The 12427-nt window shown below is 42.0% G+C and carries 17 protein-coding genes; 4 read left to right on the forward strand and 13 right to left on the reverse strand.

Features of this window, described 5'->3' with window-relative positions; translation table 11 throughout:
* Window positions 1-28: 28 nt before the first annotated feature.
* The 11 genes from NPUN_RS14440 to NPUN_RS14490 all read right to left on the reverse strand — a co-directional run bounded on the left by NPUN_RS14440 (window position 29) and on the right by NPUN_RS14490 (window position 7355).
* Window positions 29-241 carry a hypothetical protein gene (locus NPUN_RS14440; protein WP_063721263.1) on the reverse strand — a complete coding sequence of 71 codons (213 nt, stop codon included), beginning with the start codon at window positions 239-241 and terminating at the stop codon, window positions 29-31.
* Window positions 242-543: 302 nt separating this feature from the next.
* Window positions 544-804 (reverse strand): hypothetical protein, encoded by a 261-nt coding sequence (locus tag NPUN_RS14445; RefSeq protein ID WP_012409365.1) that lies wholly within the window; start codon window positions 802-804, stop codon window positions 544-546.
* Between the two features lie 113 nt (window positions 805-917).
* A complete protein-coding gene (locus tag NPUN_RS14450) occupies window positions 918-1178 on the reverse strand; it encodes a hypothetical protein (RefSeq protein ID WP_012409365.1) in 261 nt (86 codons plus the stop codon).
* Window positions 1179-1291: 113 nt separating this feature from the next.
* Complete coding sequence (locus NPUN_RS14455; RefSeq protein WP_012409366.1) at window positions 1292-1558, reverse strand: hypothetical protein; 267 nt, start codon at window positions 1556-1558, stop codon at window positions 1292-1294.
* A gap of 113 nt (window positions 1559-1671) precedes the next feature.
* Window positions 1672-1938, reverse strand: coding sequence for a hypothetical protein (locus NPUN_RS14460; RefSeq protein WP_012409367.1), 267 nt, complete (start codon window positions 1936-1938; stop codon window positions 1672-1674).
* Between the two features lie 113 nt (window positions 1939-2051).
* Window positions 2052-2318 (reverse strand): hypothetical protein, encoded by a 267-nt coding sequence (locus tag NPUN_RS14465; protein ID WP_012409368.1) that lies wholly within the window; start codon window positions 2316-2318, stop codon window positions 2052-2054.
* A 113-nt stretch (window positions 2319-2431) separates the two neighbouring features.
* Window positions 2432-2698 (reverse strand): hypothetical protein, encoded by a 267-nt coding sequence (locus NPUN_RS14470; protein WP_012409367.1) that lies wholly within the window; start codon window positions 2696-2698, stop codon window positions 2432-2434.
* A 113-nt stretch (window positions 2699-2811) separates the two neighbouring features.
* A complete protein-coding gene (locus NPUN_RS14475) occupies window positions 2812-3078 on the reverse strand; it encodes a hypothetical protein (protein ID WP_012409369.1) in 267 nt (88 codons plus the stop codon).
* A 625-nt stretch (window positions 3079-3703) separates the two neighbouring features.
* Entirely contained in the window at window positions 3704-3934 is a 231-nt protein-coding gene (locus NPUN_RS14480; protein ID WP_041565407.1) for a hypothetical protein, read from the reverse strand.
* A 261-nt stretch (window positions 3935-4195) separates the two neighbouring features.
* Window positions 4196-5713 (reverse strand): M16 family metallopeptidase, encoded by a 1518-nt coding sequence (locus NPUN_RS14485; RefSeq protein WP_041565408.1) that lies wholly within the window; start codon window positions 5711-5713, stop codon window positions 4196-4198.
* Between the two features lie 43 nt (window positions 5714-5756).
* A complete protein-coding gene (locus tag NPUN_RS14490; protein WP_012409371.1) occupies window positions 5757-7355 on the reverse strand; it encodes a M16 family metallopeptidase in 1599 nt (532 codons plus the stop codon).
* Window positions 7356-7504: 149 nt separating this feature from the next.
* Here NPUN_RS14490 and NPUN_RS14495 point away from each other — a divergent pair, with 149 nt between their 5' ends.
* Complete coding sequence (locus NPUN_RS14495) at window positions 7505-8119, forward strand: TetR/AcrR family transcriptional regulator (protein WP_012409372.1); 615 nt, start codon at window positions 7505-7507, stop codon at window positions 8117-8119.
* Between the two features lie 62 nt (window positions 8120-8181).
* Here NPUN_RS14495 and NPUN_RS14500 read toward each other — a convergent pair whose 3' ends face one another.
* Together NPUN_RS14500 and NPUN_RS14505 are read right to left on the reverse strand one after the other, a co-directional pair.
* Window positions 8182-8619, reverse strand: coding sequence for a DUF4332 domain-containing protein (locus NPUN_RS14500; protein WP_041566150.1), 438 nt, complete (start codon window positions 8617-8619; stop codon window positions 8182-8184).
* Between the two features lie 243 nt (window positions 8620-8862).
* On the reverse strand, window positions 8863-9663 hold the full coding sequence (locus tag NPUN_RS14505) for a PhzF family phenazine biosynthesis protein (protein WP_012409374.1): 801 nt from the start codon (window positions 9661-9663) through the stop codon (window positions 8863-8865).
* Between the two features lie 358 nt (window positions 9664-10021).
* On the opposite strand from NPUN_RS14505, the gene NPUN_RS14510 reads away from it, so the two are divergent.
* The 3 genes from NPUN_RS14510 to NPUN_RS14520 all read left to right on the forward strand — a co-directional run bounded on the left by NPUN_RS14510 (window position 10022) and on the right by NPUN_RS14520 (window position 12353).
* A complete protein-coding gene (locus NPUN_RS14510; RefSeq protein ID WP_041565409.1) occupies window positions 10022-10249 on the forward strand; it encodes a hypothetical protein in 228 nt (75 codons plus the stop codon).
* 34 nt (window positions 10250-10283) lie between these two features.
* Entirely contained in the window at window positions 10284-11666 is a 1383-nt protein-coding gene (locus NPUN_RS14515) for an aminopeptidase P family protein (protein ID WP_012409376.1), read from the forward strand.
* A gap of 195 nt (window positions 11667-11861) precedes the next feature.
* Window positions 11862-12353, forward strand: a complete 492-nt coding sequence (locus NPUN_RS14520) for a hypothetical protein (protein WP_012409377.1) — start codon at window positions 11862-11864, stop codon at window positions 12351-12353.
* Window positions 12354-12427: the final 74 nt, after the last annotated feature.

The raw sequence follows: 12427 nt of genomic DNA on the forward strand, positions 1-12427 counted from the left end.
GGAATGTTTAACCTTTTGAATTGATGCACTATTGAGTGTTGAATGATTCTGCTAACTCTGCAACTTCATGGATAGCAAATGCCAACAAAGCAAAATTAAGGTTTTTCAAGCCATAGTTAAGAATTTGAGCAAGATCGTCATCTGCACCAGCATATATAGATATGTAATCAAGGTTGCTAATGTCTATTAGAAAACCTTCTGAATCATCGGTATGCAGATCAGAAATGGTAATTTTTGGCATGGATTCAAATCCCAAAAACATTGATCAATTAGTCAATGCGAGCATGAGTAAGCATCAATTACTTAATAATGTCGCCCGGCAGTCAGGAAAAAATTAATAAAATTGATCAACTGCTATAATCAAGCTTTAAATTGCTTAATCCAATGAAATATTCTGATTTTTGATAATCAAAAAAGCTGAATTTTAATCAGATTAATTTATTCAAAGCTATTTATTGCACCAGAATTTGGCAGCGATTAAGCTGTGTATTACTTAATCGCTAATTTAAAAAGTTCCACAGAGCAATGTAGCTCAGTAGTCAATTAATAGTGAGTATCTGTGTCACTAAATGACTTGACGATGTGTGCAGTCAAGCTAGCTCCAAAGCCTAACAATGCGAACTCTTGTCCCTTAATGCCATAAGCTAAAAGTGGCTCTATGCCATGAGCAACGCTGGAAATCTCATAACCACCACCATAAACAGTTATAGAATCTACATTGTTCAGGTCGCTGAGGAAGCTTTCAGAATCTTGAAACAGTTCAGAACCAGTGGTATTTAGTTGCGAAAGAGCAATACTAGCCATAATTTTACCCTACAAAAATTGTTACAGTTGAGCAGATTTGGCAGCGATTAAGCTGTGTATTACTTAATCGCTAATTTAAAAAGTTCCACAGAGCAATGTAGCTCAGTAGTCAATTAATAGTGAGTATCTGTGTCACTAAATGACTTGACGATGTGTGCAGTCAAGCTAGCTCCAAAGCCTAACAATGCGAACTCTTGTCCCTTAATGCCATAAGCTAAAAGTGGCTCTATGCCATGAGCAACGCTGGAAATCTCATAACCACCACCATAAACAGTTATAGAATCTACATTGTTCAGGTCGCTGAGGAAGCTTTCAGAATCTTGGAACAGTTCAGAACCAGTGGTATTTAGTTGCGAAAGAGCGATACTCGCCATAATTTTCTCCTAAAATAATTGTTACAGTTGAGCAGATTTACCAGCGATTAAGCCGTGTATTACTTAATCGCTAATTCAAAAACTTACACAGAGAAATGTAGCTTAATAGTCAATTAATAGTGAGTATCTGTGTCGCTAAATGACTTGACGATGTGTGCAACTAAGCTAGCTCCAAAGCCTAACAATGCGAACTCTTGTCCCTTAATGCCATAAGCTAAAAGTGGCTCGATACCTTCAGAAACATTGGAAACTTCACCTTCATCGCCACCACCATAAATAGTGATAGTATCTACATTGTTCAGGTCGCTGAGGAAGCTTTCAGAATCTTGGAACAGTTCAGAACCAGTGGTATTTAGTTGCGAAAGAGCGATACTCGCCATAATTTTCTCCTAAAATAATTGTTACAGTTGAGCAGATTTACCAGCGATTAAGCCGTGTATTACTTAATCGCTAATTCAGAAACTTCCACAGAGCAATGTAGCTCAGTAGTCAATTACAGGTTAGTATCTGTGTCGCTAAATGACTTGACGATGTGTGCAGTCAAGCTAGCTCCAAAGCCTAACAATGCGAACTCTTGTCCCTTAATGCCATAAGCTAAAAGTGGCTCAATACCTTCAGAAACATTGGAAACATCACCTTCATCACCACCACCATAAATAGTGATGGTATCTACATTGTTTAGGTCGCTGAGGAAGCTTTCAGAATCTTGGAACAGTTCAGAACCAGTGGTATTTAGTTGCGAAAGAGCGATACTTGCCATGATTTTCTCCTAAAATAATTGTTACAGTTGAGCAGATTTACCAGCGATTAAGCCGTGTATTACTTAATCGCTAATTCAAAAACTTACACAGAGCAATGTAGCTCAGTAGTCAATTAATAGTGAGTATCTGTGTCGCTAAATGACTTGACGATGTGTGCAGTCAAGCTAGCTCCAAAGCCTAACAATGCGAACTCTTGTCCCTTAATGCCATAAGCTAAAAGTGGCTCAATACCTTCAGAAACATTGGAAACTTCACCTTCATCGCCACCACCATAAATAGTGATAGTATCTACATTGTTCAGGTCGCTGAGGAAGCTTTCAGAATCTTGGAACAGTTCAGAACCAGTGGTATTTAGTTGCGAAAGAGCGATACTCGCCATAATTTTCTCCTAAAATAATTGTTACAGTTGAGCAGATTTACCAGCGATTAAGCCGTGTATTACTTAATCGCTAATTCAGAAACTTCCACAGAGCAATGTAGCTCAGTAGTCAATTACAGGTTAGTATCTGTGTCGCTAAATGACTTGACGATGTGTGCAGTCAAGCTAGCTCCAAAGCCTAACAATGCGAACTCTTGTCCCTTAATGCCATAAGCTAAAAGTGGCTCAATACCTTCAGAAACATTGGAAACATCACCTTCATCACCACCACCATAAATAGTGATGGTATCTACATTGTTTAGGTCGCTGAGGAAGCTTTCAGAATCTTGGAACAGTTCAGAACCAGTGGTATTTAGTTGCGAAAGAGCGATACTTGCCATGATTTTCTCCTAGAATAATTGTCACAGTTGAGCAGATTTGGCAGCGATTAAGCCGTGTATTGCTTAATCGCTAATTCAAAAAGTTACATAGAGAAATGTAGCTTAGTAGTCAATTACAGGTCAGTATCTGTGTCGCTAAATGACTTGACGATGTGTGCAGTCAAGCTAGCTCCAAAGCCCATCAATCCGAACTCTAGTCCCTTAGTGCCATAACCTAAAAGTGGCTCGATACCCTCGGCAACATTGGAAACTTCACCTTCATTGCCACCACCATAAATAGTGATGGTATCTACATTGTTCAGGTCGCTGAGGAAGCTTTCAGAATCTTGGAACAGTTCAGAACCAGTGGTATTTAGTTGTGAAAGAGCGATACTCGCCATAATTTTCTCCTAAAGTAATTCGTCACAGTCGAGTAGATTTGGCAGCGATTAAGCTGTGTATTGCTTAACTGCTGATTACATTTTTATTCATAAATTTTATAAAAATCAAGCTTGTAAACCTGATTTGTAAGACATAAATAAATGGATTGCGTCTTTATTGGTAGCTTTAGTTTTATTCAAAAAATGTTTGATAAACATCCTATGTTATTTGTGAAAATTAGCGCTCTCAAGATTACCAACTTCTTTGAGAAGTCGAGGGTCTAACTTTTCATGAATGATTTAGGATTACCATTTTTAGCGTCCTATCCTAATTGATACTAATAGAGTAGCGGATTAGGAGATTTCAAGTTTGTGAAGTACAAAAATACTCCACCTGCACTGTCACGCACCTTGAAAAAGAGAGGGTTGGGAGGGGTATACTTCATCAAAGTACTGTATAAAAGTTTTTAGGCTCGTGAAGTCTTGTGTAGACAAACATGATATTCGGCAGGGCTAAACTTTAATCAAACCATATTTAAAGTTATGCATTCAATCAATTGCAAAAATCTCTAAAAAAAATAGTGCGCCCTTAATTAATCTAAGAGCGCACGAGCCTAATGACTATAAAATTCTTAATTGCTCAAAATTATTGTAAACCAGTCAGTTGTTTTCGTAGGTCTACTATTTGCTCTTCCATCTTGCTTAACCAATCATTAACAGTCTCTTTTACCTTCTGTGTTGAAAGCGTGGTAGCAGTATCTTCATCGTCTCTTCTGGATCTTCTTCTCCCACCCTCTACAGTTCTCATTTCCCAATCGGTTAGTTCGGTGATGAGATTCACGTCATTATTAGGATGCAGGTTAGATATTACGATCATGACTATTGATGTACCTCACAAAATCCAGCGATATTAATTGATTTAGTCTGAGATAACATTAAGCTAAAAATCCAGACTACATCACTTGTATTTTGCAATAAAATCTTAGTCATTTAACTTTTTGGGGCTAATTTTCAAGACAAAAATAAAGGAGTTTCGTCTTTAAAAGAGATGATTTATATTTTGATCTTGTTTGTCCTTCTAAATGGGTAGAGACGCGATTTCTCACGTCTCTACTTATCGTTACGATCGCAATTTGGATTAATTCTTCGCCTGTGGCTGCGAACCAGGAATCGTTACATCTATTGGTGTCACCTGCGCTGCTAGCTGCGTCAATGGTGGTTGAATGGCGGTTTGATTCCCCACCACTAGAGTCACGAGCTTTTCTGGCTTGAGGTATTCTCGTGCTACCCGTTGCACGTCAGCAGCTGTGGTGGCGGCGACGGCTTTTTGATAGCGAAAGAGAAAATCAGCCGGATAGCCGTAATATTCGTATCGCATCAACCGTGATAAGGTTTGGCTGGGGTCTTGAAAGTTGAATACAAAGGAGTTGAGTGTAGATTCTTTGGCAAAAGCCAGTTCTTTTGCTGTCACTCTTTGAGTTTGAATGCGCTTGATTTCAGCTTGTAAGGCTTTGACAAACTGCACGGTAGCGTCCGATCGCGTTTGTCCACCAGCAATAAATATGCCAGGATAATCGTAGCGGGGACTCCACTCGCCATAAACAGAGTAAGCTAAACCTTGGCGCGATCGCAATTCATTAAATAAGCGTCCACCAAATCCATTTAACACCCCATTCAAGACATCCAGCGCTGCATAATCGGGACTGTCAAACCGTCCGCCTAAATGGCCGAGAAGCACACTACTTTGGGTTAATTGCGGCTGATTGACAAAAAAGACTCCACCTGTATTAGCTGGCGAAACCGATGGTAATTTCGGTTTAGCAATACCTGGGTTGCGATTCCAGTCGCCAAACTTAGCTTGAACGAGCGATCGCATTTTCTTAGAGTCAAAATCCCCCACAATCCCCAAAATTATATTATTGGGGTGGAAATATTGCTGATAAAACTTCAGCAAATCCTCACGCTCAACCCGATCCACCGTTGCATACTCTATGGTGCGAGAGTATGGACTATCTTTGCCATAGATTAATTTTTTAAATTCTCGACTAGCAATCCCATCTGGATTGTCATTGCGGCGGGCAATGCCACCCTTAGCTTGTGTCTTAGCCAAGTCTAGCTTTTCTTGAGCAAATGCTGGCGATCGCAGCACCTCGGCAAATAGCCCAAACACCGTTTCTAAATCTTCACTCAGGGCATCAAAGCTAGCACTACCAGAGCTTTCACCAATACTAGCTTCTACAGATGCCGCCCGCTGTTCCAATATCTCGTTGAGTTCATCAGCCGAATGTTGCTTAGTTCCCCCAGTTCGCATTACCGCGCCTGTAAAACCAGCTAACCCAACTTTTTCCATTGGTTCCAGGCGATTTCCTGTCCGCACAAACGCCGTCCCATTCACCAACGGCAACTCGTGATCCTCCATCAAATAGACAACCAAGCCATTTTGGAGAACAAACCGTTCATATTTCGGTATCTTAATCTCAGGTAGCGCTGGCAACTGCAACTCACTATAATGCTTTGCCTCAGTCGTCGCCGCCAGAGAAAAATTACAAGTTAAAAGTAAACACGCAAAAACAGCAACTAAAGCATAAATTAACCCCTTCCCATTTTTGATTTTCAACGCCATCTGCCTTTTACCCTTCACCTTGTACCTCTTCATATCTCTCTACCTTTGCGCCCTCAGCGCCTCTGCGGTTCGTTTTTCATCCTTCTTTCGACAACAACTTACCAATCGTGCGATTTCCTGGCGTAAACGTCTCCTTCGCCACTCGCTGAATATCAGCCGTCGTTACCGCCGAAATATCATCCAACTGCTTAAACAAATTCCGCCAAGAGCCAGTTTTCACCTCATATTCCAACAATTGTTGAGCCATCCCCATATTTGAATCGAGAGTACGTAACAAACCCGCCCGTGCTTGGGTTTTCACCCGTTCCAAATCAATCGCCGCGACAGGCTCAGTTTTTAATTTGTCAATTTCTTGGCGCAAAGCCACCGCCAACTCATCAACTGTATGACCAGGAGCCGTGAGAGCATAGAATAACATCAGGTTTGGGTACTTATCTCCAGGAAAACCGCTAAAACCTTGGGCATTTAGCGCCAAACGCTGTTTTTCTACCAAAGACTTATACAAGCGCGACGTGCGCCCATCACTTAATAAACTACCAATGATTTCATAGGTTGCATTATCTGGATGGGTAACTGCTGGGCGATGATAACCTTCTAAATACCAGGGTTGAGAAGGTAGTTGTAAAGTAACTTCTTGTGTTTGTTTTTGTGGCGGTTCCACGGGGATTTGTTCAACAGCTTTGGTTTTTGCTTTATAGCGGCCAAAATAAGTTTGCGCCAGTTTTTTCACTTCAGCCGGGTTAACATCTCCAACAATAGCGATCGCTAAATTACTTGGTACGTAGTGAGTATCAAAGAAATTTTGGACATCATCTGGTGTCAGATTGCGGATATCTTGGTCATAACCAATTACCGGACGCTTGTAAGGATGGACTTTATAAGCAGTATCGATAAACTTTTCCACCATTTGTCCAATCGGTGAATTCTCTACCCGCAGCCGTCGTTCTTCTAAAATGACATCTTTCTCTTTATAAAACTCACGACGAATTACCGGATCGAGAAACCGTTCCGACTCCAGCGACATCCACAGTTCCAGCTTATTGGCAGGAAAACTGTAAAAATAACGGGTAGCTTCGGTTGAAGTATTGGCATTTAAACCCACACCTCCCGCTTGTTCCACAATTTGTCCCAATTCGTTTTGCTTGACAAGCTTACCTGCTTGTGATTCTACTTGCTTGAACTCAGTTTCTAATTGAGCAACCTCGTCTTTTTTGCCATCGGCTTTCGCTGCTTTAATTTGAGTATCTAACTGCTGCAATCTCTCTAGTAGAGGTTTTTCTGCTTTGTAGTCTTGCGTACCAATGCGCGTTGTACCTTTAAACGCCAAATGTTCTAGAAAGTGAGCTACACCGGTTTTACCATCTGGCTCATCCACACCTCCAACATTTGCATAAGTCAGGAAGGAAACCACAGGCGCTTGATGCCGTTCTAAGACAAGGAATTTTAGACCATTGTCGAGGCGAAACTCCGTTAACTGTTTAATAACTCGATCCAGATAAGGTTGGATCGAATTTTGAACTGGTGGAGTTTGAGTTTTGGTTTCTTGAGGAGGTGCAACTTGAGTTTGAGCCAGAGCAATTTCTGGTAGCAATCCCCACCAGAAAACGATCAAAGCCAACAAAGTGACAAACAACCGCCGTAATAAATCCAAAATTGACCGACTGATCTGGTTCATAAGCAAAAATTAAGATAAAGTTACACTACCTGAGAAACAGGATACTTAGCAAAAGGACGTTAATGTTGTATTAAGCTTGTTGAGCTTTTTTACTTGACGTTAGACAATAATGCTACAAATCGTGTTCCGCACATTTCACCATAACTGTTATGCGAGTTTTTAATTCTTCCCCACCCTCAGAGGCTCAGACGCGCACCCGAATTTTACAGGCAGCACAACGGTTGTTCGCCTCTCAAGGATTTGATGGCACTACCACCCGTGATTTAGCGCAGGCGGCAGGTGTAGCTGAAGGCACTTTATTTCGTCATTTTCCCAATAAAAAAGCAATTTTAGTAGAAGTAGCCACGAGTGGCTGGGTAGAAATTTTAACAGATTTGCTAACAGAATTAAGTGAAATGGGCAGCTATAAAGCTGTAGCTCAAGTGATGCGTCGCCGGATGTGGAACTTTCAAAAAAATGCCGATTTGATGCGCGTTTGTTTTATGGAGGTGCAATTTCATCCTGATTTGCGCGATCGCATTCAATTAGAAGTCATTACTAAAATGACCGATGTCGGCGAAGCATTCTTCCAAACAGCAATGGATAAAGGCATTTATCGCAAAATGGACGCAAAGCTAGTTGCGAAAGTTTTCTTGGGAATGTTTGCGATCGCAGGTTTTTCTAACAACACCCTCATCGAACCTGACGCTTCCCCCCAACAAATGCAGGAAATGGCTGAAGGACTCGCTGATATCTTCCTTAATGGTGTTTTAGCTAAGGATTAGGGACTGGGTACTAGGTACTGGGTACTGGGTAGTTTCCTCAATCCCCAATCCCCAATCTCCAATCACCTAATTGCTTGCGCTTGCTGACTCCACTGTTGTACTAGCTCAATTGCTGGACACAAGTCTCGTCGCTGCATTGTTGCTACTTGCAAGCGCATAATTTGTTGGTGCAATCGGTGAGTGGGAGTCTGTGCCAACTGTGCCACGGAACCAATACCTGCATGGAGCAATAAACCACAATATTGTATGCCTACACTAGGAATACGCGCCAAATCAGCTAAAGCTATCCATTTATTTACATACTGAAGATGAATCTGTAATTTATTTGCTAACGCCAGCCGTGCCTCTAGAGTCTTTCCTTGTTTGACTAGCGCTACTGTGGTATCAATCCCACAATTTTGCAGTTGTGATTGTTCGTCGTGGCTTAGTCCAGGTAATTGCTCGATTGGCCAGTCACGAGATGCGAGCAGATTTCGATTATTTGTATTTTTAGTAGACATTTTAAAACTAAATATTGCCATTGCATCGACTGACAATGTGATTGCATCAACTAACAATGCCATTGCATCGCCTGACAATGTGATTGTTTTGACTGGCAATGCCATTGCATCGCCTGATAATGCGATTGTATCGCCTGACAATGCCATTGTATCGCCTGACAATGCCATTGTTTTGGCTAGGAGGGGTCAGAATTCCCTTCTGAACAAAACCTCCTGCCACCTGCCTTCTGCCACCTGCCTCCTTCAAATGGTAAATAACTCACCTCGCAAAACAGTTACCGCTTGTCCGGCGATAAAAACGCGATCGCCTCCGGTATAGCGTACTTTTACCACTCCACCGCGACGGGATGCTTGATAAGCCAATAACTCATCTTTGTGTAAGCGATCGCGCCAGAAGGGAGCAAGACAGCAATGGGTAGCGCCAGTTACAGGGTCTTCATCAATTCCTAAACCCGGTGCAAATAAACGAGAGACGAAATCATATTCAGAATCAGAGTCGGTAAGGCTGGTGACAATGATCTCAGAAATAGGCAAAGTTTTTAATATTTGAAAATTTGGCTGTACTTGCCGTACCAAATCTTCAGATTCCAATTCCACTAAATAGCCAAAAGAATTTAAGAAAACAGATTTGTAAGGTACACCCAAAGCTTGCTTGAGTTCTCGTGGAGCGACTGTTTCTTGTGAGTGATTCACAGGAAAATCTAACTCAATCCACTCACCTTGCAATTTAGCAATCAGCACTCCGCTTTTGGTGTAGAACCGTGCAACTTCATTCTCCGACAAATGCCCCTCTGACCAAAGTACATGGGCACTAGCTAAGGTTGCATGACCACAAAGAGGCACTTCTATCGTCGGCGTAAACCAACGCAAATTGAAGCCATCATCCTGTTTAACTAAAAAAGCCGTCTCAGATAAATTCATCTCCTGTGCCACATTCTGCATCCAGCGTTCATTTTGGCGAGTAGGCAAAACACAGACAGCAGCAGGATTTCCTGCAAAAGGTCTATTGGTAAAAGCATCAACCTGGGTAATGATTTGTCCCATTAGAGTCACCCTAAAAATTAGACAGCAATATACTTATCAGGAGTGTGTTAGAGATTTATGCCGATAGTTAACATTATTTCTAAGCCCATTTCTACGCGCCCATAACACACTAAAGTTCAGTTAAGCATTTATTGTTTCTCTACGCCTCTGTGCCCCTTTTCCACTTGTTGACAAAAAGTTATAGCTTTAACCCAAGCGTATTAGTCTATAGAAGTTTTCGATGTGGAATACAGCCACTGGTTCGTAAGGGCGCACAGCCATGCTGTTACATCAAAATGGAAACCGCCATATACAGTACCTTATAAATTAGGAATACAATCTCCACAAACTAGGGTAAATGTTCAAGCAAAACGGAAATATGAGGATAAAAATCTTCAGAAGCATCTTTGCTGCTGTCAACTTAGCGCTAATTTCTGGAGGATTAGTTAGCTGTGTTGTTGAGGTACCACAACCATCTGCTCCAACTGAGCAACAAAAACCAGTCATAGAACCTATCCAACAACCTAAGCAGAAAGACAAAGATGATGATGACAAACATAGCGATCGCAAAGATGATAAACACGACGATAAAGACGATAACGATTAAATAAAGGCAAAACTATAACCTTGGGTTTCCATTTATGCTTATCCCACAAACTTCTACTTCCCTCGCCGATTGTTTACGCCTGCGACGGCAAAAATTAGCAAACCTCATTAAGTTTCCCGTAATTCTGTGGTCAGGTACCAACAGTCCCCGCAACTTTCCAGCAAATCCTTTTCCGTTTCGCGCTAACAGTCATTTCCTCTATTTTGCCGGACTACCATTACCAAATGCGGCAATTCGTTTAGAAGGGGGCAAGCTAGAACTATTCATGGACGATCCATCACCTAGCAGCACTCTTTGGCATGGAGAAATGCCAACGCGCAATGAAATAGCCCAGAAGATTGGGGCAGATGTGGCTCGACCAATGACAGAATTAGAGTCTTGGATAGAAGATGCTGTCACACTTGCTGTACAAGATGCAGCCACATGGACGCAACAATCGCAGCTATTAAATAGATGGGTTTTACCCCAAAGTCCTCCCCAAGGAATTGACTTAGATTTAGCTAAAGCGATCGCTTCTATCCGCCTCACTCACGATGAAGCTGCATTAACCGAGTTGCGAAAAGCTGCTGCTGTCACTGTTGAAGCACACAAAGTTGGGATGGCAGCAACACCTCAAGCCAAACTAGAAGCAGAAGTTCGCGCAGCGATGGAAGGGGTAATTATTGCCCACAATATGACCACCTCTTACAACAGTATTGTCACCGTTCACGGCGAAGTTTTGCATAACGAACACTATCACCACCCCTTGCAACCAGGTGATTTACTACTTGCCGATGTTGGCGCTGAAACTGAGATGGGTTGGGCAGGTGATGTCACTCGCACATGGCCAGTTTCCGGCAAGTTTTCATCTACCCAGCGAGATATTTATAATGTGGTATTGGCGGCTCATGATGCTTGCATTGCCAAAATACAGCCTGGTGTAGAGTATGAGGATATTCATCTATTAGCTGCCACGGTTATAGCTGAAGGTTTAGTAGAGTTAGGCATTTTCCAAGGAAATCCCCAATATTTGGTAGAGATGGATGCCCACGCGCTGTTTTTCCCTCATGGTATCGGTCATCTACTGGGTTTAGATGTCCATGATATGGAAGATTTGGGAGATTTAGCAGGGTATGAAGAAGGACGGAAAAGGAGCGATCGCTTTGGCTTAAGCTACCTCCGCTTAAATCGTCCCCTACGTCCAGGAATGTTGGTAACAATTGAACCTGGTTTTTATCAAGTACCAGCAATTTTAAATGATGCCAATGTTCGCTCAAAATATCAGAATGTGGTGAACTGGCAACGTTTATCTGAATTTGCCGATGTGCGCGGAATCCGCCTAGAAGATGATGTTCTAGTTACCGCAGAAGGTAGCGAAGTTTTAACAGCCGCATTACCGAATGATGCCGATACTATAGAAAATTTAGTAGGTCGTTAACCTAGCCTTTAAAAGTGGTAAAAATTTTGGTTAATAACTCTTTACTCTGTGTCCTCTGCGCCTCTGTGGTTCATAAAATTATAAACCGCAGAGTCACAGAGAGCGCTAAGAAAAAATAAGAGATTTTACGAGTCACCTTGAAAGGGCTAGCCGCTAATCTGTCCATAATGCTTTGTTAAGTCAGGATGTTACCTAATGATAAAAAACCCTATAGGATTACTACTCAACGGATTTATTGTCAGCTTCGGACTATTGCCATTATTAGCTCAAGCACAGCAGCCAGTACCGGTTTCTGATGCCCAAGTTGCAGCAATGGTAGAAGCATTGCGACAGGCTGCACCGCAAACAAAAAATCCCAATGATGGATATTACAGCGAATGGCAAGTGAAACCAGAAACCCTCAAAGGCTGGTCAAGAACTTGTCTCAAACGAGAATTAACACCGACACAGTTTGAAAACAATCCTGCGATCGCTCGCCAAGTTGTCTCTTGCATTACCCGCCGTGAGTTAAGCAATCAGTTCCGCGCCACCAACAATAATGAAATTGCATCTGTGCGTGGCGCAGCTTGTTGGTGGATGACTGGTAGCTATACAGGTTGCAACAAAGGTTTCACTGCTGAGTATGTGCAAAAAGTTGTCCGTTTTTACCAACAACAGCGTTCAAAACCGACAGCAACTCAATCATAAAATTTCATCAAAGTGCCTAACGCACCCCTATTTAACACGGTGCGTTACGCTATCGCTAACATACGCAATAGAAC

This window comes from Nostoc punctiforme PCC 73102, assembly GCF_000020025.1.
GTDB classification, from domain to species: domain Bacteria; phylum Cyanobacteriota; class Cyanobacteriia; order Cyanobacteriales; family Nostocaceae; genus Nostoc; species Nostoc punctiforme.

Excerpts from the sequence above, each read along its gene's own strand:
- NPUN_RS14475 (WP_012409369.1), bottom strand. The coding sequence starts at position 3,078 with ATGGCGAGTATCGCTCTTTCACAACTAAATACCACTGGTTCTGAACTG.
- NPUN_RS14455 (WP_012409366.1), bottom strand. The coding sequence starts at position 1,558 with ATGGCGAGTATCGCTCTTTCGCAACTAAATACCACTGGTTCTGAACTG.
- NPUN_RS14440 (WP_063721263.1), bottom strand. The coding sequence starts at position 241 with ATGCCAAAAATTACCATTTCTGATCTGCATACCGATGATTCAGAAGGT.
- NPUN_RS14510 (WP_041565409.1), top strand. The coding sequence starts at position 10,022 with ATGAGGATAAAAATCTTCAGAAGCATCTTTGCTGCTGTCAACTTAGCG.
- NPUN_RS14450 (WP_012409365.1), bottom strand. The coding sequence starts at position 1,178 with ATGGCGAGTATCGCTCTTTCGCAACTAAATACCACTGGTTCTGAACTG.
- NPUN_RS14495 (WP_012409372.1), top strand. The coding sequence starts at position 7,505 with ATGCGAGTTTTTAATTCTTCCCCACCCTCAGAGGCTCAGACGCGCACC.
- NPUN_RS14490 (WP_012409371.1), bottom strand. The coding sequence starts at position 7,355 with ATGAACCAGATCAGTCGGTCAATTTTGGATTTATTACGGCGGTTGTTT.
- NPUN_RS14465 (WP_012409368.1), bottom strand. The coding sequence starts at position 2,318 with ATGGCGAGTATCGCTCTTTCGCAACTAAATACCACTGGTTCTGAACTG.
- NPUN_RS14470 (WP_012409367.1), bottom strand. The coding sequence starts at position 2,698 with ATGGCAAGTATCGCTCTTTCGCAACTAAATACCACTGGTTCTGAACTG.
- NPUN_RS14505 (WP_012409374.1), bottom strand. The coding sequence starts at position 9,663 with ATGGGACAAATCATTACCCAGGTTGATGCTTTTACCAATAGACCTTTT.
- NPUN_RS14485 (WP_041565408.1), bottom strand. The coding sequence starts at position 5,713 with ATGAAGAGGTACAAGGTGAAGGGTAAAAGGCAGATGGCGTTGAAAATC.
- NPUN_RS14460 (WP_012409367.1), bottom strand. The coding sequence starts at position 1,938 with ATGGCAAGTATCGCTCTTTCGCAACTAAATACCACTGGTTCTGAACTG.
- NPUN_RS14520 (WP_012409377.1), top strand. The coding sequence starts at position 11,862 with ATGATAAAAAACCCTATAGGATTACTACTCAACGGATTTATTGTCAGC.
- NPUN_RS14500 (WP_041566150.1), bottom strand. The coding sequence starts at position 8,619 with ATGTCTACTAAAAATACAAATAATCGAAATCTGCTCGCATCTCGTGAC.
- NPUN_RS14480 (WP_041565407.1), bottom strand. The coding sequence starts at position 3,934 with ATGATCGTAATATCTAACCTGCATCCTAATAATGACGTGAATCTCATC.
- NPUN_RS14515 (WP_012409376.1), top strand. The coding sequence starts at position 10,284 with ATGCTTATCCCACAAACTTCTACTTCCCTCGCCGATTGTTTACGCCTG.
- NPUN_RS14445 (WP_012409365.1), bottom strand. The coding sequence starts at position 804 with ATGGCTAGTATTGCTCTTTCGCAACTAAATACCACTGGTTCTGAACTG.